This is a genomic window from Capnocytophaga sp. oral taxon 324 str. F0483 (assembly GCF_000318315.2).
Taxonomy (GTDB): domain Bacteria; phylum Bacteroidota; class Bacteroidia; order Flavobacteriales; family Flavobacteriaceae; genus Capnocytophaga; species Capnocytophaga ochracea.
The window spans coordinates 64935-85482 of the sequence record NZ_KB291529.1 but is presented as its reverse complement, the minus strand read 5'-3'; the positions used below and the strand labels follow the sequence as shown (position 1 = coordinate 85482).

At 39.7% G+C, this 20548-nt stretch carries 22 protein-coding genes; 14 read left to right on the top strand and 8 right to left on the bottom strand.

What is annotated here, in order from left to right:
• Positions 1-317 precede the first annotated feature (317 nt).
• Entirely contained in the window at positions 318-2540 is a 2223-nt protein-coding gene (locus tag HMPREF9072_RS09480) for an FAD-dependent oxidoreductase (RefSeq protein ID WP_009411508.1), read from the bottom strand.
• Between the two features lie 88 nt (positions 2541-2628).
• Here HMPREF9072_RS09480 and HMPREF9072_RS09475 point away from each other — a divergent pair, with 88 nt between their 5' ends.
• Positions 2629-3333 (top strand): response regulator transcription factor, encoded by a 705-nt coding sequence (locus HMPREF9072_RS09475; RefSeq protein ID WP_034566348.1) that lies wholly within the window; start codon positions 2629-2631, stop codon positions 3331-3333.
• Between the two features lie 12 nt (positions 3334-3345).
• On the opposite strand, the gene HMPREF9072_RS09470 is transcribed toward HMPREF9072_RS09475, so the two are convergent.
• The 4 genes from HMPREF9072_RS09470 to HMPREF9072_RS09455 all read right to left on the bottom strand — a co-directional run bounded on the left by HMPREF9072_RS09470 (position 3346) and on the right by HMPREF9072_RS09455 (position 7351).
• Entirely contained in the window at positions 3346-3993 is a 648-nt protein-coding gene (locus tag HMPREF9072_RS09470; RefSeq protein WP_009411506.1) for a hypothetical protein, read from the bottom strand.
• Between the two features lie 144 nt (positions 3994-4137).
• Positions 4138-6720, bottom strand: a complete 2583-nt coding sequence (gene mutS, locus HMPREF9072_RS09465; protein WP_009411505.1) for a DNA mismatch repair protein MutS — start codon at positions 6718-6720, stop codon at positions 4138-4140.
• A gap of 42 nt (positions 6721-6762) precedes the next feature.
• A complete protein-coding gene (locus tag HMPREF9072_RS09460; protein WP_009411504.1) occupies positions 6763-7083 on the bottom strand; it encodes a type II toxin-antitoxin system YafQ family toxin in 321 nt (106 codons plus the stop codon).
• Positions 7076-7351 (bottom strand): hypothetical protein, encoded by a 276-nt coding sequence (locus HMPREF9072_RS09455; protein ID WP_002674416.1) that lies wholly within the window; start codon positions 7349-7351, stop codon positions 7076-7078. The genes HMPREF9072_RS09460 and HMPREF9072_RS09455 overlap by 8 nt, the downstream gene beginning before the upstream one ends.
• A gap of 476 nt (positions 7352-7827) precedes the next feature.
• Here HMPREF9072_RS09455 and HMPREF9072_RS12545 point away from each other — a divergent pair, with 476 nt between their 5' ends.
• Entirely contained in the window at positions 7828-8028 is a 201-nt protein-coding gene (locus HMPREF9072_RS12545; RefSeq protein WP_232300847.1) for a phosphinothricin acetyltransferase, read from the top strand.
• Positions 8029-8318: 290 nt separating this feature from the next.
• Here HMPREF9072_RS12545 and HMPREF9072_RS09450 read toward each other — a convergent pair whose 3' ends face one another.
• Positions 8319-9611 (bottom strand): MFS transporter, encoded by a 1293-nt coding sequence (locus tag HMPREF9072_RS09450; protein WP_009411503.1) that lies wholly within the window; start codon positions 9609-9611, stop codon positions 8319-8321.
• A gap of 604 nt (positions 9612-10215) precedes the next feature.
• Here HMPREF9072_RS09450 and HMPREF9072_RS09445 point away from each other — a divergent pair.
• The 12 genes from HMPREF9072_RS09445 to HMPREF9072_RS09390 all read left to right on the top strand — a co-directional run bounded on the left by HMPREF9072_RS09445 (position 10216) and on the right by HMPREF9072_RS09390 (position 19708).
• The gene (locus HMPREF9072_RS09445; protein ID WP_009411502.1) at positions 10216-11496 is read left to right on the top strand and encodes a tyrosine-type recombinase/integrase; all 1281 of its coding nucleotides are present in this window, start codon (positions 10216-10218) and stop codon (positions 11494-11496) included.
• Positions 11497-11799: 303 nt separating this feature from the next.
• Entirely contained in the window at positions 11800-12855 is a 1056-nt protein-coding gene (locus HMPREF9072_RS09440; protein ID WP_009411501.1) for a hypothetical protein, read from the top strand.
• A 26-nt stretch (positions 12856-12881) separates the two neighbouring features.
• Positions 12882-13958 carry a hypothetical protein gene (locus HMPREF9072_RS09435; RefSeq protein WP_009411500.1) on the top strand — a complete coding sequence of 359 codons (1077 nt, stop codon included), beginning with the start codon at positions 12882-12884 and terminating at the stop codon, positions 13956-13958.
• A gap of 72 nt (positions 13959-14030) precedes the next feature.
• Positions 14031-14600: a hypothetical protein gene (locus HMPREF9072_RS09430; protein ID WP_009411499.1), complete on the top strand. Its 570-nt coding sequence runs from the start codon at positions 14031-14033 to the stop codon at positions 14598-14600.
• A 22-nt stretch (positions 14601-14622) separates the two neighbouring features.
• On the top strand, positions 14623-15081 hold the full coding sequence (locus HMPREF9072_RS09425; protein ID WP_034566346.1) for a hypothetical protein: 459 nt from the start codon (positions 14623-14625) through the stop codon (positions 15079-15081).
• A 23-nt stretch (positions 15082-15104) separates the two neighbouring features.
• Positions 15105-16274 carry a hypothetical protein gene (locus HMPREF9072_RS09420; protein ID WP_009411497.1) on the top strand — a complete coding sequence of 390 codons (1170 nt, stop codon included), beginning with the start codon at positions 15105-15107 and terminating at the stop codon, positions 16272-16274.
• Positions 16271-16795 carry a hypothetical protein gene (locus HMPREF9072_RS09415; RefSeq protein ID WP_009411496.1) on the top strand — a complete coding sequence of 175 codons (525 nt, stop codon included), beginning with the start codon at positions 16271-16273 and terminating at the stop codon, positions 16793-16795. Before HMPREF9072_RS09420 ends, HMPREF9072_RS09415 begins: the two co-directional genes overlap by 4 nt.
• A 77-nt stretch (positions 16796-16872) precedes the next feature.
• Positions 16873-17745 carry a hypothetical protein gene (locus HMPREF9072_RS09410; protein WP_232300846.1) on the top strand — a complete coding sequence of 291 codons (873 nt, stop codon included), beginning with the start codon at positions 16873-16875 and terminating at the stop codon, positions 17743-17745.
• A 12-nt stretch (positions 17746-17757) separates the two neighbouring features.
• The gene (locus tag HMPREF9072_RS09405; RefSeq protein WP_009411494.1) at positions 17758-18033 is read left to right on the top strand and encodes a hypothetical protein; all 276 of its coding nucleotides are present in this window, start codon (positions 17758-17760) and stop codon (positions 18031-18033) included.
• Positions 18026-18640: a hypothetical protein gene (locus HMPREF9072_RS09400; RefSeq protein ID WP_009411493.1), complete on the top strand. Its 615-nt coding sequence runs from the start codon at positions 18026-18028 to the stop codon at positions 18638-18640. Before HMPREF9072_RS09405 ends, HMPREF9072_RS09400 begins: the two co-directional genes overlap by 8 nt.
• Positions 18637-19164, top strand: coding sequence for a glycoside hydrolase family 73 protein (locus tag HMPREF9072_RS09395; protein ID WP_009411492.1), 528 nt, complete (start codon positions 18637-18639; stop codon positions 19162-19164). Before HMPREF9072_RS09400 ends, HMPREF9072_RS09395 begins: the two co-directional genes overlap by 4 nt.
• On the top strand, positions 19151-19708 hold the full coding sequence (locus tag HMPREF9072_RS09390; protein ID WP_009411491.1) for a hypothetical protein: 558 nt from the start codon (positions 19151-19153) through the stop codon (positions 19706-19708). Before HMPREF9072_RS09395 ends, HMPREF9072_RS09390 begins: the two co-directional genes overlap by 14 nt.
• Positions 19709-19763: 55 nt before the next feature.
• Here the strand turns inward: HMPREF9072_RS09390 and HMPREF9072_RS09385 are convergent, their stop codons facing one another.
• The gene (locus tag HMPREF9072_RS09385; RefSeq protein WP_009411490.1) at positions 19764-20339 is read right to left on the bottom strand and encodes a hypothetical protein; all 576 of its coding nucleotides are present in this window, start codon (positions 20337-20339) and stop codon (positions 19764-19766) included.
• A gap of 30 nt (positions 20340-20369) precedes the next feature.
• Positions 20370-20546, bottom strand: a complete 177-nt coding sequence (locus HMPREF9072_RS12665; RefSeq protein ID WP_157236449.1) for a zinc-ribbon domain-containing protein — start codon at positions 20544-20546, stop codon at positions 20370-20372.
• Between the last annotated feature and the right edge of the window lie 2 nt (positions 20547-20548).

The following is a 20548-nucleotide window of genomic DNA, read 5'->3' as shown; positions in this document are numbered from 1 at the left end:
ACGGGGTTTCGAGGCGAAAGAAAGAGGAAGAGGCGCTAGGACTTAGGCCATAGGCACTAGGGGGAGTATGACGGAAAAGAGGAAGAGAAATTAGGGAATTAGCAGATTTGGAAATGAGAAAATGGGGAAGTGTGGGGTCTTAGGGAATAGGTAATAGGCGGAAATATGAAGAAAAAAGTGAAGAAATGATGGGGGAAGAATGACGAATGACGAAGGTAATGGGAGGTCGTGACACGAGACGAAGTATAACTTTGGCAAAGGTCGTGGCACGACGGGCGAGTAGAGACTTTGCCAAAGTTTTTTATATAACTATAAAATTACCCTCCGAAATCGTCTTTAAAGATGGTTGTGGCGAGTACGTTTTCTTTTAACAAGAGCTCTTGCATTGCTTTGGTAAAGCTATTGGTTCCCACGATGTAATAGTCACAATCGGTGAGGGTGTGGAGATGCTCCTTTAAAAAATCGGTATTGAGGCGCTTTTGGGTGGCGGTGAACACAGGCAGATAGGTATAGTTAGCCAAAGTGCTATGTTGTAAATCGCTGTGAAAAGCAGCTGAGGCTTCGGTTTTATTGGAGTAAAATACTACTACTTCACCTGCAAATTGCTGTTGTACTAAGGTTTTGAGCATAGGGAGTACTGGGGTAATGCCAATCCCTGAGGCGAGGAACACAATGCGCTTATTTTTTCCTTTAAGAGTGAAATTACCCATAGGAGCGAATATCGTGGCTGTATCACCTATCACCATTTCGACAACACTTTTCTTAAAACTGCTATCGCTGAGGCGCATTGCAAACTGCAAAGTATCTTCATCAGGATGAGAGACCATTGAGAGCGGACGCAAAGGCATATCCAATTCGGTATAACGAGGGTTGTTGAGGCTCAATACGGCATACTGTCCTGCTTTATACTCTAAACCTTTAGGTTTTTCAAAAGTGAGCAAGATAGTGTTATGGGCGATAAATTCTTTTGCTAAGAGTTTTACACAGCGTTCATCGGCGAGAGTTGAGGGCGTGTAGTTGTGCCATTTTACTTGGGTTTTCATCTTGCTTGCCGTCATAAAACCGCTGTAAATCGCCCCTGAATAGCCACCCCCCGAAGGCGCCCAAGCCGAGGCAAAGTACAAGTTTTTCAGCGGTGAAGCGGTGAGTTTATCGCGTTTAGGGTAGGTTTGTTTCACCGATTGCACATAGCCATACGGAGTGCCCTGCGGGTTTAAAGTGTATCTTTTTATGGTTTTGGCAGTGGCTACCTCATAACACTCCAAGTGTTGGAGAATAGTAGGAAATTCGGCTTCTAAACGGGCTAAAAACAGTTGTGCGACCCTTTCCTTCTTCTGCTGATATTCCGTTTCGCTGAGTCCTTCCCATTCTTTGAGGTAATCAATAGCACAAATTACTCCTACCGTCTTTCCCTCAGGAGCTAACTGGGCATCTACTACCCCATAATTCACAAAAGTAAATGATTTTTGAGCCCAATCACCTTGCGAGTCGGCTTTTACATCTTTCAGTTTATAGTCTTTTTGACCCTGAATGATGGTAGAATAGTGGTTTACGCCGAGTTTTTTCAAATCGGTATTGAAACCCAAATAAATGGTGAGCAAGGAACAGGCAAGTTCTAAAGGTGCTACCTTTTGCGCTAATTTAGAGCGATAAGGCTCGGGGAGCATTTGAGCAACAATAGGTTGGGCGGCATTGGCGACCACGGTATCGGCATAGAGCGATTGCTTAGCCGCCGAAGTGTTGAACGTATCGCGATAGCTCACCCCCACCGCTTGGTTGTTTTCCACTAAAATCTCTTCTACAAATTTACCCGTAAGCACTTGTCCGCCACGTTTTTCGATAAAGCGCACCAAGTAGTTAGACAGCGACTGTGAACCCCCTTTCACGAAGTTGCCTCCTCCGTTTAAATAGCTACCTTGCGCCATTAGAAAGTACATTAGCGAGAGGTTATAAGGGTCATCTGTATAATAACCCAAATTAGCCGTGAGTACGTTTTTGAGTGCTTCATTTTTGATATTTGCATCAAGCCATTTACCCACATTCATTGTAGAAGTTTTGATAATGGTAGGAATCAAGAAAGGCATCAGCGGGTAGAGCAATATATTGAGCCATTTGCTACGGGGGAGTCGGCGCATTTCGGTGTAAAGCCTATCGATGAGTCGAAAATAACGCTCGATTTCGACTTTACTATCAGGAAAATCGGCGATGAGTTTTGCTTTGGCTTCTGCCCCGTGATGCAGGGTACACTGGAAGTTTTGCTTCTTCAAATGGTAGAATTCGGGTACTTTTAGAAATTCTACTTCCTCAAACACCCCTAAAAGTTCTAAGATAGGACGTTTAGGGTCGGTTTCGTTCAATCCGTCGATTTCGTGCAAACCTACTTCCATTAGGTAATCTTTACGTTTGAAAGCGGTAGCACAACCACCTGCGATATAGTGTTGTTCGAGCACAATTACCTTCTTGCCCCAGAGTGCCAAAGTAGCTCCGGCGATGAGTCCGCCCAAGCCACTACCTATAATAATACTGTTGTAATTTTTCATCTTTGAGAAATAATTATTAATTTTGGGGCAAAATTACGGCGGTTGCGCAAGTGTGGCAATACGCAAAAATAACCATTTTTAATTGACGATGAGCACCTCAGCCTCTATGGAAATCTTAGCACAGAAGTATATCCCTTATGCCGAAATGCTAGCAAAAATAGGGAATAATGCCGTTTTTATAGTAGATAAAAACGAGCATTTCTATTTTATTTCCGATAAGTTTAAACTCTTTGGTTACGACGATATTCCTAAGAACGACAGCAGTGAAATGCAAGATTATCCGCTAAAACGACGCATTCACCCCGATGATTTGGCGATGAAAGAGCTCATAGATGAGAAGATTTACGAGTTTCTATCGTCCTTACCCAAAGAAGAACAAGTGCAGTACAAATACATTTACGACTATCGCGGAATGGCAACCGATGGCACTTATGGGCGCGTGACTAACGAGGTGCAACTATTAGAAGTTACTGACGATAATTACCTCGCCTTAGGCATTATAGAAATTGCCCCTGACCAATCGGAGAACTTGCCGGTAAGGGTGCAAATGAAACACTGTATCACAGGGGAGATTATCCCCATAAAAATAGAAGAGGAAGATTTTGTGCTTACCCCGCGAGAAAAGGAAATACTCACACTTGCCTCGCAAGGCTTTTCGAGCAAAGAAATAGCTGAACAGTTATTCATCAGCACTTACACAGTGAATAGACACCGACAGAATATACGGGAAAAATTCAATGCTGAAAGCCTTATAGAAGCGATTGATTTAGCAAGAAGGAAAGGAATATTGTGATAAGTAACAGGTTTAATACGCTGTTACTTTTTGAGCAATTCTTTCGTAGTGAGTGAAAATACGATAGGTACCTACTTTCATTATTTTATTCTCACTGTCTTTTTTTTCAGTAACTGTTAGTACAAACGCTAAGTTTTTAATACCTTGAGGAGTCAGTTCACCTGAAATTAGGGTTACATCGTTATTCTTTACACCTTCTGTATTAGCAGCGTGGTTTAGGAAGACGGTAAACTTGTTACCACTACCTGAAATGATAGCACCAGAGCCTGTAGCTGTATCAAACACTCCGAATTTCAGTGCTTTGTAATCAGATTTTACCTTTACTCCTTGTTGATCATAAAACTTATATTTATAATCGGCAGCTGGATCTCCTTTGGTAAAGTAATGGTCGTCGGGGTCACTGGTGTAAAGGAATTTGAGGTTGTCGAGCAAATAGATACCCTCGATATTAGGCGGGTTAGTTCCTTCGTGAATGGTCATTCCGTTGGCAACCATTTCGGTAAGAGTTTTGTCGGGCAAAATGGCTTTAGCTTCCTTAGGAATGTTGAAGTTTGTAACTTCGGTAGTTTTCTTTCCTTCATTGTCGTCGGATTTAGAGCATCCAACAATTGTAAGCAGTGCAAATAAGCCTGCACAAAGTGTGTAAATTGTTCTTCTCATTTTTATTGATTTTTAAATTGTTTAGTTATTATAGACTTTGCTAAAGTGTAGCGATGCTGTTAAAACCTCCCCCTAACCCCCTCAAAGAGGGGGAATGTAGCGACACTACTAATTTACTAATTTACTAATTTCCAAATTTGCTAATTAGCTAATTCGCTTTCTCATTTCGTTGAGCTTCATCAGTGCCTCTACGGGGGTGAGGGTGTTGATGTCGAGACTGAGTAAATCTTCTTTTAGGGCTTCTAAAAGTGGGTCGTTCATATCAAAGAAGCTTAATTGCATTTCTTTTTGGGCGTTTTTAACCACTTCGGCAGTGGGTACTACATTATGACTCTCCTCGAGCTTTTTAAGCATTTTATTCGCCTTCTGAATCACATATTGAGGCATTCCTGCCATCTTCGCTACGTGTATCCCAAAACTGTGTGCTGAACCACCCTCGGTGAGTTTGCGCAAGAAAAGTACGCTGTCTTTGGTTTCTTTTACCGATACATTGTAATTCTTGATGCGCTCGAATTGCTCACTCATCTCGTTGAGTTCGTGATAGTGCGTAGCAAAAAGGGTTTTGGCTTTGCTAGGGTGTTCGTGCAAATATTCGGCGATTGCCCACGCTATGGAAATACCATCGTAGGTGCTAGTACCACGCCCGATTTCGTCCAAGAGCACCAAACTTCTATCGGAGATGTTGTTCAAAATAAGGGCTGCCTCATTCATCTCCACCATAAAAGTAGATTCACCCATAGAAATGTTATCGCTTGCTCCTACACGGGTGAATATCTTATCGACAATACCTAATTGAGCGTTGGCAGCAGGCACAAAACTGCCTATCTGTGCCAAGAGGACTATCAGAGCAGTTTGTCGCAGGATAGCTGATTTACCCGACATATTAGGTCCAGTAATCATTATGATTTGCTGGCGTTCACGGTCTAAATATACATCGTTGGCAATGTAGGGCGTACCAACGGGCAATTGCTTTTCAATCACAGGGTGGCGACCGTCTTTAATCTCAATGGCATACCCTTCGTTCATCTCGGGGCGGTGATAGTTGTTTTCCATCGCCAAAGTAGCAAAACCACAAAGGCAATCCAGCTGACCGATAAGCGTGGCATTTGTTTGTACCTGACCGATATACTCACTGATAAAAGCAATCAGTTCGGCGTATAGCGATTGCTCTAACTGAGCGATTTTTTCTTCAGCACCTAATATTTTAGCTTCGTATTCTTTGAGTTCTCCGGTGATATAACGCTCGGCATTCACAAGGGTTTGCTTGCGTATCCAATCCGCAGGAACTTTATCTTTATGAGTGTTACGCACTTCGATATAGTAGCCAAAGACGTTGTTGCTATCTATTTTTAGAGAAGGAATACCCGTGCGTTGGCTTTCGCGTAAGAGTAAATCGTCTAAATAACTTTTACCCGAATGTGAGAGTCCGCGTAGTTCGTCCAATTCTGCCGAAAAACCTTTGGCGATAGCATTGCCTTTGGCTATGTTCACAGGAGCATCTTCATTGAGTGTTTCGGCGATGCGCGCGCTGAGCTGTTCGCAACTGTGGAGCTTGTCGCCCAAAAGGGTAAGCGATTCATTAGCAGAAGCCAAACACAACTGTTTTATCAAGGGGATATGTTCCAAGGAAGCGCGCAATTGCACTACCTCCCGCGGATTGATTTTAAGAGTAGCAACCTTAGAAATCAGTCGTTCGATGTCGCCCATACGGCTGAGGGCTGTTTTCACCTGCTCTAATACATCGATATGCTTCAAGAAGTAATCGACCACCTCGTGACGCTGACGGATTTTGTCTAACTTCTTCAGCGGTAACGCCAACCAGCGTTTGAGGGTACGGCTACCCATAGGCGATAGCGTTTTATCAATCACATCGAGCAAACTCACCGAGGGGGTAGTATTGCCCGTATAGAGTTCCAAATTGCGAATGGTGAACTTGTCGAGCCATACATAAGCCTCTTCGGCGATGCGCTGAATGGCAGTAATGTGTTGGAGTTGGTGGTGTTGGGTTTCGGATAAGTAGTAGAGAATAGCCCCTGCGGTAAGAATTGCTTCGGTGAGTTCGTCTACGCCAAAGCCTTTGAGAGAGTTGGTTTGAAAGTGTTTGGTAAGTACCTGTTGGGCATAATCGTCTTTAAAGACCCAATCTTCCAAGTAGAAACAGTGAAAGTCGTCGCCAAAATGTTCGGCAAATTCCTTTTTTTGATGTTTAGCAACGAGCAGTTCGCTGGGGCGGAAGTTCTGCAAGAGCTTATCGATATAGGTTTTATCGCCTTGTGCTACCAAGAACTCACCGGTAGAAACATCGAGAAAAGCTGCACCGCAGCCTTGTTTGCCCAACCATACTGAGGCTAAGAAGTTGTTGCTCTTGCTTTGTAATATATCGTCGTTGAGGGCAACTCCTGGGGTAACGAGTTCTGTAACACCTCGCTTTACAATGCCTTTCACGAGTTTAGGGTCTTCGAGCTGGTCGCATATTGCCACGCGGTAGCCCGCTTTTACGAGCTTAGGAAGATAGGTATTGATAGAATGGTAAGGAAAACCCGCCAATTCACTGCGCTCGGTACCGTTGTTGCGGTTGGTGAGCACAATGTCGAGGGTATGAGCGGCTTTTACGGCATCTTCACCGAAGGTTTCGTAGAAATCGCCTACCCTAAACAGCAGTAAAGCATCAGGGTATTTGCTTTTTATCTGATTGTACTGTTTCATCAAGGGGGTTTCTTTTGCCATATTTTTTTAGTGAAAAAGTGAAAAGTTTATGAGGAATATTTATTATTTCTTATTTTTATAAAAAAGCTCTGAATGACTACCTATTCTATCTAACATAATTGTTTTTTCAGTATCATCTTGTTCCCAAATAAGTAGTAAGTCAGGTTCTATATGACATTCCATACAACCTTTATAATTTCCTGTTAAAAGATGAGGTTTTTTATCCATTGGGATACCTTCAGAACCTTTTTCTATCAAAATATTAATTATTTCTATAATTTTTGATAGCTTAATAGGTTGATTTTTATATTTTTTTAGTTCCTTTTTAAAGGTCGTAGCATAGACAATACGATACAAATCTTTATTTTCTTTTGTGTCATTCATCTTCTTCAGATAAGATATCGTTAATCAATTCTTGAGCATTTGTATAACCTTTTACGAGTCCCTTTTTATATTTAGCGAGTTCTGTTCTTCCTTCCTCAATAGCTTTTATAGTTTCTTTATTAGGAATATATTCCTCTACAGGTTCGGCTACTATAGTAGGTTCTACTATCACATTATATTTCTTGAAAAGAGATTCAAACATAGGCACGTCTCCCTCAGGGATACTCACATTGTAATTGACCATTTTATTGTAATTTACAGTTCTCATATTCTATTTTTTTTGCAAAGATAATAATAATTTGCTAATCTGCTAATTTTACATTTGTCTATTCTATATCGGCAGTGGAGTTATACTTTTGGATAAGGTGATAAAAATCGTTTTTTGACAGGTCAGACTTGTTGGACAAATCGGATAGGTTAGAGAGAGCGGAAGGAAACGGAGAAATTCAAAAGAGGAGAAGTAGGGTTTTTGACGGAAAAAGGGTGTGAGGATGAATGTAGTTAGCTTATAGGTAGCTTATAGGAAGCTTATACGAATCTTGGACGATTGGTATAGAAAGGGTATATAAGTGGTTGACTCATAGTATAATACAGCGATGCAAAAAATGGTAAAAACGGGGTTTCGAGACGAAAGAGAAGGGAAGAGGTGATAGGCCTTAGGCCATAGGCAATAGGGGGGAGTATGACGAAAAAGGGAGAGAATGACGAATGACGAATGACGAAAAAGGGGGAATGTGACGAGTCATTTATTCGGTAAGCCCCCGAACCCCCGAAGGGGGACTAGCTGGAAAAGGAGACAAACCTCTCCCTTTACACATACTCCGCTCTCGCGGGGCACATACCCAGCTGTCGCTGACTACCTTCAAGAGGGGGAATGTGATGACGGAGAAGCAAAGAAATGACGAGGGACAAATGACGAATGACGAAGGTAATGTGAGGTCGTAACACGAGATACAGTATAACTTTGCCAAAGGTGCGAGCCGCATAGGCAATTTAAAACTTTGGCAAAGTATTGTAACAAGGAAAGACAAAACGTATTTAACGCCACAATATTAGAAATGCCAATAATACTCAATCAATGGCAAATTGCGAATGATGGGCTTTGAGTGAAGATAGAACGAAGGGAAAATTTGCTGTATGAGAGAAGCTTGAAAAAATTTTAGGAGAGAAAATAGGAAAGACTGCCCCACTAAAAGTGGGAGCAGTCTTTCTTCTAACTTAGGGAAATTTGATTATTAATCTACGTTGATATCGGTATTTACATTTTTACTACCTACGAGGGCATAATACAAGAGGAATAGCAATGCTAATACAATTACCCAGTAACTTTGGATATAACCAAAAGCATCGGCAGCCCAACCTTGGATAGCTGGCAAAATACCACCACCACACACCATCGCCATAAAGATACCTGAGGCTGCGGCTGTATATTTACCCAAACCTTCGGTAGCGAGGTTAAAAATACCTCCCCACATTACTGAGGTACACAAGCCACAAAGAATGAGGAACATTATGCTTATTGGCACTTCGGCTAACCCAAAAGATATATCAGATTTGAACACAGGCATATTTACCATTTGTGTTTCGGGTATTAATATAGCTAAGATAACAAAAAGAATTCCTAAGGAAGATACAAAAGTAAGCATTCCTTTGCTTGAAAACTTCGCTCCTAATGAACCTCCGGTAAGACGACCGATGAACATCAGGAACCAATAGGTACCTACTACTGAACCTGCAATAGTGGTATCTATTGCTAAGCCGTTCATTTCTGGACTACTGGTCATAAAAAGGTTTGCGATGTTGGGAATTCCTACTTCAATCCCTACGTAAAGGAAGATAGCTATTGCTCCTAATATAAAGTGGCGGAAAGATAGTGGACTGTGTTTATCGGTTACATCTTTTTGTTTTACCGCTGCGTGAGGTTCGGGTATTTGCATTAGGGCAAGTACAATAAATGCCAAAGCGAAGATACCCATTGCTAAGAAGAGGGCAGGATTGGCATCGGCAATAGAAGTACCGGCACTGATAGTACCAATGAGGTACCCTACTAATACGGGCACGATAGTTGCCCCGATAGAGTTGATAGCGCCTCCGAATTGCAAGAGTTGGTTACCGCGTTTGCCACCACCACCGAGGGTGTTGAGCATTGGGTTTACTACCACGTTCAGCATACACATAGAGAAGCCTGAGATAAATGCCCCAGTGAGGTATACTCCAAAGCTACCCATATTACCTGAAAGGAAAGTAATACAAACGCCAACGAAGCCTACGGCAATAGCTGTTAAAGCAGTTTTCTTATAACCGATGCGTTGTAGCATTAGCCCTGCGGGAATCCCCATAAAGGCATAAGCGATAAAATTGGCTAAGTTCCCCAATTGTGATTCGAGGTTGCTTGCCATAAATTGGTTTTTTACAATTACCCCGAAAGGGTTTTGTAAGCCCGTTACGAATGATATCATAAAGAATAAGGCGAACATCATCGCAATGGGTAATGCGTAACTTTTGTTTTGTTGATTTTGGTGTTCCATTATTTTTAGTTATTTATTATTTTAGAAAATAGGGAATAGGAGAAGGGAATTAGTTGTTAGAAATTACTTATTTCTCCTATTAACTACTGTATTTAGTAAATAGTGGGGCAAAAGTAAATAAAGAAAATATAAAACACAACAAAAACGAAAACTTTTTTAAGGTTTATTTATGAAATATATTAGATGTTAGGTGTTAGAAGTTAAAAATCAGAAAATTAAGAAATTAATAAATAGGGACACGAGTTAAAAGCTCACGCCAGTGGAAGAAGAAAAAAGGAAGAAAAATTAGAAAATGGAGGGAGGGTCGTAGCACGAAGGATAGTTGAAACTTTGCCAAAGTTTTGATACGGACGAGTCAGACTATTCGAATGTGTTCGATATCGATAGCTAAAGGCTTAAAGAATAATCATTAACGGCTAACCACTATTTTTCATTCAAACAGTTATAGTAATCTATTTTAATTTCTTTAAAACGAAAAAATAAATAAAAAGCAACTTACACAAGGAACTTTGAAACGTTTTTAGTTTTAAAAATAAAAAATATTTAAAATAAACTTACCACTATACTTACCCTTTTTGTATCTTTGCCGAAAATTATTCGGATTATGTTTTTCTATCTCAAAGAGCCTAATGGTGACAAAGATACAATAATTATCATTCAGTATTACATTGCTGACGAAAAAAAATTGTTCAAGTATTCGACAGGTGAATATATTCACCCTAACGACTGGGACTTCAACGCCCGTATGCCAAAGAGTCGCAAGGGTGCTGACGGTGTAAGGTTGCGAAAGATAGCCGCGCATATTATGCAGTATAACGACTTCCTTGTTACACTCATTGATAATTACAAATTGAATGGTGAGAAGATAACAAGAGAAAAATTAAAGAATGATTTTGACACTAAATTCAAACCCGAGAGGGTAACTAATGAATTTGATTACTTCACGGATTTTGCGATGAATTTCCTTTCTTCTATCAAAGGAGCGATTAATAAAAATACGGGAAGAGAGTATAGCCAATCTCGAATATATCTTTACAACCAATCTAATAACGCTTTAATTAATTTTGAAAATTACATAAAGAGACGTATTAAAGTTGCTGAATATAATGCTCAATTAAATGATGAGTTTGTAGCGTTTTGTATGAATGAAAAGAAGTACTCGGCTAATACGATAGGTGAATTGGTTTCGGGTATTAAGGTATTGTTGAGAAAGGCAAAAGAAAGGGGGCATACAATTGCTAACGATTTAGATAACTTCACAAAAACGAAGGAGGAAAGTATATCAGTGGCATTGTCAGAGGCGGAAATTGAAAGATTGGTAGCGTTTGACTTTTCTAAGGATAAGAGATTGGAAAACACACGTGATTTGATGATTTTAGGACTTTGGACAGGCTTACGAGTGTCAGATGTTATGGCGTTGCCCGCCATTGACCCTGATAGCAAGTTTATTGAGGTTGAGCCTCAGAAAACACGCAATACATCGGGAGCAAAGGTTGTAATACCGCTTCATCATCATATTAAAGAGATGATAAGAAAGCGAGGAATGCCTACGCCTTTGAAAAGTATAGTGTTTAACAGCAATATTAAGGAGGTGTGCAGGTTGGTAGGCTTTAATGATGTAGTGGAAGGGTCTTTAATGAATCCCAAAACGAGAAGAAAGGAGCGAGGAGTATTCGAGAAGTGGCAATTAATAAGTTCACACACTTGCAGGAGGTCATTCGCTACTAACTTATATCTAATGAATTTCCCTACATTATCAATAATGAAGATTACGGGACACACAACGGAGGCAAGTTTCTTGAAGTACATAAAAGTAACGCCAAAAGAGCACGCCGAAAAGTTATTAGCACACTGGGAAGCTTATTATAAAGAGAAAAGCACCTAATTAGAATTTCAGAAGATAATATATAAGTATGGGTAATTATGTGTAAAGGTTGGGTAATAAAAAAACACGCTTTTTGAGGCGTGTTTTTGTTTAATAATAACCTAAATAAATATACAAGAAAACAAATGAATTTTCAATAGAAGAAAGCACACTTTTTATAGTGTGCTTTTTTTGTAATAATTAAATTAACAACAAATAAAACTACAACTGTAATGTTGGGGGCAAAGGTAATGAAATGCTTTATAATTCATTGCTAACACACATTAGCAACGTCGTAGGGTACGTTGTGCGTAATTTTGCCATATGGAAATTCGTTTTAGCACACATAATGAACAATTGACAGCCTCACAGATTGACGCTGAAAATGGCGTTATCTATGGGGTAGCATTGGCTAATAAAGGGCTTAATAAGAATGGTTATTACTTCTCTGAAAGATTTCTAAACGAGTTAAAAGCATACGGAGAGAAGGAAGGTAAAATAAAATCTCGCTTTGAGCACCCCTCTTTTGGTACCTCCGATTTGGGGTCACTAATTGGTTGGTTTAAGAATTTCAGAATTGAAAACGGCAATCTGTACGGTGATTTGTTTATTGCAGATGTGGCAAAGAAGACGCAGGTAACGGGCAGAGGTATTTCGATTGCTGATTATATCATTTCAATGGCTTCGGAGTGTCCGGATATGTTTGGCAATTCTGTATACGTGTTCGCTGATGAGGTTGTAGAGGAGGTAACAGAAGAAGGCGAAACAAAACGATTTGCCGGACTATCTCTTGATTGGTGGGTGTCTTCGGACTTGGTAGATGTGCCCGCTGCGACGAATGGACTATTTTTTTCAAACAAAAGTAAAACAAAAAAAGTTGATTATATGAATATTTTAGAAAGAGTGAAAAAAGCGTTTGATTTTTCAATTAACAAGGCTTTTGACTTAGATTTGACCCTTGCTAATGGTGATATTATTACCGTAGTTACTGAGGCTGAAAAACCACAAGTGGGCGACAAAGTGAAGCAAAAGACTGACGGGGGAGAAGACGCCGAAAAACCGCTTGCCGATGGCGAGTATGTTTTGAAAGATGAGAGCACGCTGGTAGTAGAAGGTGGGGCTATTAAGGAAATTAAGGAAAAGGCGAGTGAGCCTAATCCTGATGAAGGCAACCAAGAGGAGTTTGCTAAACAATTGGAGGAATGCTTTAACTTGGTGGCTGAGAAGATTGACGCTTTGGCAAGTGAATTTGCTAAGATAAAATCGACGCAAAGTAGATTTTCAGCAGACGACAAAGGAGCAACAAGTAATGAGTCTTCTGTGGTCGGAGACGGCTTGGATATGGACAAAATGCGTAAGCTTTTAGGGCGTACTAAGTAATTTTAACTAAAAGATAAAATAAGAATATGGCAAATACAGCTTTTAAAGAGTTTCTTAAAGAAGCGGAAAGAAACAAGGAATACATCAAGAGAATTAAGGACTTGTTAGAAGAAGGGCAATTTGGTTTGCTCCCATTGCAACAAATCTTTACAATTCGTGAGGGTATTGTGAAAGGTACTGAGTTCGGATATTATGCGCCAGTATCGAATGTAACTCACTTAGACGAGGGTTGCGGTAAACCTTCTAAGCCACTTGATACACAAGTGCGCACGGGCTGGTTTGACCCTGTTCCGTTAAAGGTGAATGTTTCAGATTGTTATTCAACATTGGAGAAGACATTCGACGCTTGGGTGGCTAAAACAGGAGCAGACCGTTTTAACATTGACGATTCGGATTATGTGGCGTTTTTAGTGTCACTTATTGAAGGAGGCATATTGAATGACTTCAATAGATTTGTCTTCTTCGCAGACAAGAACCATTCGACAGTAGGAAGCGGTAGTGGTACGCAAGTGCTTAAAGCGGGCTTGGACAAGGCTAACTTTAACGTGCTTAACGGACTTTTCTCTCAGTTTGAGAAAATGGTAGCAACCGCTACCGAGAAAAAAATTGCTATCGCTGAAAACGCAAAAACAAGCTATGCAGACCAACGTGCATTGGCAGATAGCAGAGCTTATGAGGTGTTGTGTCAGTTGAAGGATATCGCTGGCTTTAAATCCGGAGCATCTCCTGTGTTTGTAATTACACAAAGTTTAGCAACTAACTTAACTCGTTTTATGCGTAAAGAGTTCCGCAATGAACAATCGTTTAAAATGGTTGAGGGCGGTTATATGGTATCAGAGTTCGAAGGTGTACCTGTGGTTACCTCTGAATGGTTAGACGATATGATACGCTCTAACTTTGACGACGGAACTAAGTGGCACAATCCACACAGAGCGTTGTTACTTGATAAGAACGAGTGCCAAATTGCTATTGATAGTATGGGAGCGCTCAAAGATATAGGTGTTGAGTACTTGGGTGGCGATATTGAGAAGGTATTCTTGAAGGCTTCTTATCGTGCAGACTTCCAACGTGTGATTGGCAATACCGGAGCAATGGCAATTTAGTAATGATAGTGATAAATGGTTAATGTTTAGTTAGCCATTTATCATTAACAATTAAACATTAAAAGATAAATTATGGCAGAATGTATTAATGCGTTAAGTAAAGATTTAACCTTTGACTGTACAGACAAAGTGAAAGGCATTGAGAAGCGTATCTTGCTCATCAATAGAGCAGATATAGACTTTGCAGCAACCACAGTAGACGCTTCGAAAAACAAAATGAGTTCACTTGTGCTCAAAGCGAGCAAAACCGGTTACTTCTTTGACAATTTCAAAGAAACACACATATCAGAGAGCATTAAACCGGAGATTTCAGATGATGATTTCAACGGTTACAAACACTCAATAGGTATTACCGTGTACGGCAAGAGTGCTGAGGAGTACGAGCAGATTGACCAATTTGTAAATGGAGCACAATTGGTTGCGGTAATTGAACACAAGGCGAAAGGAGAGAGTAGTTTTGACGTATTGGGCTTCTTTGTAGGATTAGAAGTGACAGAAGGGGAAGGTCGCACTAATGGAGGCGCTTTTAAACTCACAATTTCGACTCCTGCAAATCAGAAAGAGCCTAATGTGGCTTTGAAATGGCTCGAAACCGACTACGCAACCACTAAGAAGAAGTTTGACAAAAAACTTGCAGCATAGTGGCAAAAAAAAATTGGTGAAAATGGTTTTTACAAATGAGAAATTGAATAAGTTGCTCATTGGTGGGTATGAAAAGGCGGTGAGCGAGGACAAAGATACGTTCATCGCCTTTTATGCTTACTTGTTTGACGACAAAGACCCCTGTACGACTTGTGGTAATAAGTTGAAGGGGTATTGGAATAAGCTCGTTGATGAGGGCAAAGAAAAGTTAAGAATTAAAAATAATATTATTATGGCAAAAAATGGTCAAAACACACAAGAAGAATTAGCTAATGAACAAGTTAGCAGATTAGCGAATGACAAATGCGCATTTAGATTGCGCGAGGGTATCGGGTCGTTGGCAATGGACTTCGGTAGTAGTGAGTTGTTCAATAACGACACTATCACGAATGAAATTGCTGTGAAATATCTCAAAATCAACAAGAATAGGATTGCGAACTTCGAAGTGTATCCTGAGAATTGGGAAGAACTCATTAAGTAACAATTAGCAATTAACAATTAACAATGGCAAAGGTAACGGCGGTAGAATTAGCGAAAGAACAGAGAAAGACAAATAGCGAGAAGTATAAGAACTTCCCGTATTTGGCTAATGGTCAAAATAACGACTACCCAACAATTATTGAGCAGTTGGTGGCAGGTTCACCAACCGCTCGTGCTTGTTCGGGTGTGATTGCCGATTTCATCTATGGTCGTGGTTTTGCATTGGAGATTGAAAGAAGAGAGCAGGCAAGGTCGCAAGGTGTTCGATTTAGAAAAGATGAGTTGTTTATTAACGATAAACGGGAGACCCCTAACGACTTGCTGAAAAAGGTTGCGCGAAGCATTGCAATACATAAGGGCGCATTCGTGCACGTGAATTACAACGGCTTCTATGAGAAGACAAGTGTGCAGGTGTTGCCTTACAAGAATTGCCGATTAGGAGCAAAAGACAGCGAGGACTATCGAGGCAAGGTGCTGGTATATAACGATTGGGATAAATTGGCGGACTATAAGGATAGGGATAAGAATTTAGTCGCAATTGACCGATACGACCCTCGTCCTAAGGTGATAGAAGCGCAGGTAACCAAGGCAGGAGGTTGGGATAACTACAAGGGGCAAGTGTTTTTCTTAAACCTTGATAGAAATGATACCTACCCGCTGGCTTGGGCTGATGTAGTAATACGTGATTGCGAAAGTGAATGGCTGTCGAGTATATTTACCCGCAACGGATTTAAGAAAGGATTCTTTGGAACGTATGCCATTGTTACTCCAACAATGGAAAGTGAGGAAAAACGCGAGGATTTTAGAAATGAACTGAGAAAGAGCATAGGTGTTGAAGCAGAGCAGAGTGTGTTTCACTTTGAAACAGAAATGCAGGGCGATAAGTTGGAGGATAATGTACTGATAAAGGCTATTGAGAGCAATATCAAGGACGATACCTTTAAGTATGCCGATGAGAAGACGGCTAATAACATCCGCAAGTCGTATGGTAATGTGCCCCCTGTGCTTATTGATTACGTGGAAGGGAAATTAGGCAATACATCGGGAGAAAGTTTGAAGGAGGCACGCCTCTTTATGCAGGAGCAAATGCAGGAAGAACGTCAAGATGTACAAGAGATGTTCGAGGAGCTTTTCGACGGATTCGCAAGGAATATATCAGCAAACGGACTTTTTGAAATTAGCAAATTAGTATGAAGTTATTAGTTAATAAGCAAGAATGTAGCAAGTATTTAAGCGTTTCGCTATTCCGAAAAGAGGAAGAATTCAACCGTTTTATTAGGGAGGCGCAGATGTTTGACTTAAAAGAACTTGTATGTGAGGCATTTTACCAAGATTTGACAAGCGAAACGCCCGTGAGGGATTACTCTTTATTGCTTAATGGTGGCACTTATACTTTTGAAGGCAAAAAGTACGAATTTGCAGGGCTCAAAGCCGTATTAGCGTACTTTACATATGCTCGATATGCTTTCACAGGGCACTATATTGATACAGCTATGGGATTGAAAGTGAAAGAAAATCAAGATGGTGATACAGTGAGCCAAGCGGAGCGGAGAGATGTACGCACAATGTACAAGCAACAAGCGGACTTGCTATGGCAAGATTGTGTTTTGTACCTTGAAAGGAACGTATCACTATTCCCCGAATATAGATGTAATAGTGGCTGTGGTGATAGCAACCGAATCAATAAACCAAGAATGAGAATGCAATTGATATGAGGTGTATAGATAACATAAAGGATATAATCCTTGATTGTGATTATAAACCAAAAAAGGGACTAAAACACAGAGCATTGGTGATACCTTACAAGGACATTGACAGGAGGTATACTACACTGAACGCCGACAAGACAGAAATCACTCACTTACAACTGTTACCGAGCAAGCGAGGGTATTTATTTGAATTGAACAACGCTTTTAAAGTGAGTGGCTCGCAGAAGTTTGGCGGAGGCTTCACGCACGAGTTATCGATAAAGATAGACAAGGCAGATAGTGGTAATATTGCCACAATGAATGCGCTAACAAAAGGTACTTATGTACTTATCGTGGAGACAACCGGCAACACATTTGAAGTACTGGGCTATGAGGCTGGTTTGGTAGTAAATTCTGTACAAAGAGACTATGCAGGGAATGTAATAGGGCTAACTTTTGCCACACCGAGCGACGTGAAGGAGTTGCGAATGGTAGCGTTATGGGGAGAGGGCAACTACCTTACTATGAGCAAGAAGTTTGAAAGGAAGGCGTTTGTTGGGCGTAACTATATATTAAAATCAAATGATTTTATCAATAGTGGATATAAAATGCTCAACATATCTCCCTTATTTAGTAATGAAATTTTAAAAAACGACAGCATTACATTATCTGTTGATATAATGTTTAACAATCTCATAGGAGGAAATCGTTTAGGAATTGAGTTTAACATAATCTATACAGATGATACTAATGTGTATTATAATATATGGAAGAGGGTAAATAGTGGAGATATAGGTACTTCGTTTTCTGAAAGAATGGTTAATATATTTCAAAACAATAATAGAGAAAAAAAAATAAAATATATATCACAATTAGGATTACACATACAATGTGAGGCTGAAAGCGTTAAGGTTTCTAATCCAAAATTGGAAATAGGAAACATTGCAACTGATTGGTGCCCTGCTGATGAAGATTAAATAAAAAGAACTATGAATAAAATTAAACGAAACTTAACAGGTCAAGACAAACTACTACATTCATTTTTTGGGAACATTATATTAGTGGTATCCTTCTTAGTGTTTGTCTTGTTTATGAAGTGGTGGGAGGCATTAGCATTTGCTTTTTTTTGGGTGCTGAGCATAGGTATTTCCAAAGAGCTATTCGACAAAGAAGTAAAGGGCACCTTTATTGATTGGTGGGATATTGTAGCGAGCGTAACGCCTTACCCTATTGTGAAACGCATAAACAAGGAGGCTAATGGATAAGTTTATGAAGTGGCTAATGAAAGCCAAGATAAAGATAGCGATATGGGCAACACCGTTGGTTTTACTCTTCTACTTTGACGATAAGATACATCTAAGAGATAGGGTGTACTATTTCTTTGTTGCTTTCTTTAAGAGCATTCCGTTGCTGTTGTTGTATGCTTATTTTTCAACTGATAGGGAACAAAATGCTATATTTTATGCGAGTATAGGGGTTTTGTTACTCCTTGATATGTTAGCTGGTGCTTGGTATCACTTTAAGAAGGGAGATTTTGATTTTGTAGACCTCTTTAAAGGGACAATTACTAAGATGTTACTTATCACAATAGCCTTTATATCTTTATCACTTTTAAATATACCATTGAGCAGGTCGGGGTGGGGGAATGCGTTTGAAATTACTATACAGATGATATCTTTATTGTACCCTGTTAAGGATATTGTAAAGAATGTTTTTGTGCTTTCAAAAGGTAAGTTTCCACCTGAGTTCTTTATGAGAACCTTATACAATTATGAAAAGAGCGGAAAGCTAAGGGAGTTTTACGAAAAGGTAAACAGTGGTATTATTCCTGAAGAATTAAACAATAACGACAAAAGGGACGAACAACAATGACACCAAAAGAATTTATAAAGCAATACAAACCTTTTGCACTCGAAACAGAGCGCAAAACAGGCATATCTCACCTCTTCATTTTGGCACAAGCGGCGTTGGAAACTGGTTGGGGAGAGCGTGGTGTTGGTAATAACTTTTTCGGTATAAAAGTACCTAAAAACCTTGTTAGCAGCACGCCGAATGAGAAAAAGCAATTGCTATTCACTACTGAAGTACTAAACTCACCAACTCCTAACCCTCAGCAGTTCCCAAAGATTATCAGCATTAGCAAACGCACTGATGGTAAATGGCTGTATCGTGTGCAGGATTGGTTCAGAAAGTACGACACGCCAGAAGAATGCTTTACAGACCACGCAGAATTATTCTTCAGAAACAAGCGATATGCTAAGGCGTTGCTTGTAAAATCCGACTCGTACAAGTTTGCTGAGGAGGTAGCAAAGGCAGGGTATGCAACCGCTACCAACTATGCTGATAGTTTGAAGAATATAATTACAAAAATTATTAATCTAAATGAGAAAGCATAATTACATAAGAATACTAAGAGCTTTCGGAGTTATCGGATTGGCGCTGGTATTGCTTGGTCTATTAGGTTGCAGGGCTCGTAAGGTAGCAACTACCGAGCAAAAGCAGGTGCAGAAAGAGCGTATTATAAAGTACAAGGATAGTACGGCACTTTTTCAGCAAGACGCTCAAACCTTGCAACTCGATACACACGCCTCGCAAGAGTACGAGGTAACAGTGGAGAGCGATAAGGATAGCGTAGGTAACAGCAAGGAACTTACATATACTCGCATTCGTGACGGCGACAATGAAACTATAAGGGTAAGAGGTGGAAAGGTGAAGATTACTACTAAAAGAGCCATATCCAATAGCCAAATAGTGGCGAATACTACCCTTACGAATACTATAAGCACAACTAATAATGAATTACGAAGTACAGAAAGCACAACGGCTTTTTCTCATAAAACAAAAGATGTGAAAGGAATTGTTAGCTGGTGGGTATGGTTATTGGCGGTCCTGCTGGTGGGTGTAATAAGTTGGAGAATGTGGAAGTGTTTTCATAAGTAATTATTTTTAGTTGTTAAAAAAAGAGCCCCGTGTAAGTGCGAGGCTCTTTTTTATTTTACCAATCATCATTTTTTGCTTGTGACGTCCCATTTAAGTATTCTTTAATTTTTTCAATTTGTGAATTGTAGTAGTTTTCTATATCTTTTTTAAGTTGTTCTTGTCGTAGGTTGTTATTTTTTTCATCATATATAGGGAACCCTGACCACTTACTACCTTTAAAAGTTACTTTTCCTAATTCTCCTTTGTTTTGACTATTATATATATTCTGATTAACAACTTCATATTTTGCTTTTCCGTCTTTAAAAGAAAGTTGCACAGTAATAAGGGCGTCTGCGGGTACAGTTACAAAACTGTTTTTAATTGTTCCAATATTAGGCACAAAAGTTTCCCACTTTATAAAGTCATCTTTAACATCACCTTTTATTACTTCTTTTGGATTTTTGTAACTTACATTAATGTACTTAACAGCGTTATTATACAATTCGCTGGCAGTTTTACCCTGTACTTCAATAACTGCAAAGTCTTTTCCTGATGTTTTTTCTTTAAGTCCATCAGGGGTAACTTCAAATTCTTGTGCACTTGTGAATGCTACTGAAAGAATTGTGAGTGCTGAAAATAATATTTTTTTCATTGGTATATATGTTTAAAAAAATTAATACTCTTAGTTAAAGTACTTGATAACAATAAATGTTATAAACATCATAACCGCAAGGACCGCCATTGCAATTATACTTTCAAAGTTTTTTCTTTCTTTTTCAATCGGATGTCCACAATGAGGACAAGTTTCTGCTTTGTTACTAATTTGCTTTTGACAAGCTGGGCAATTAATTAGCTTCATAT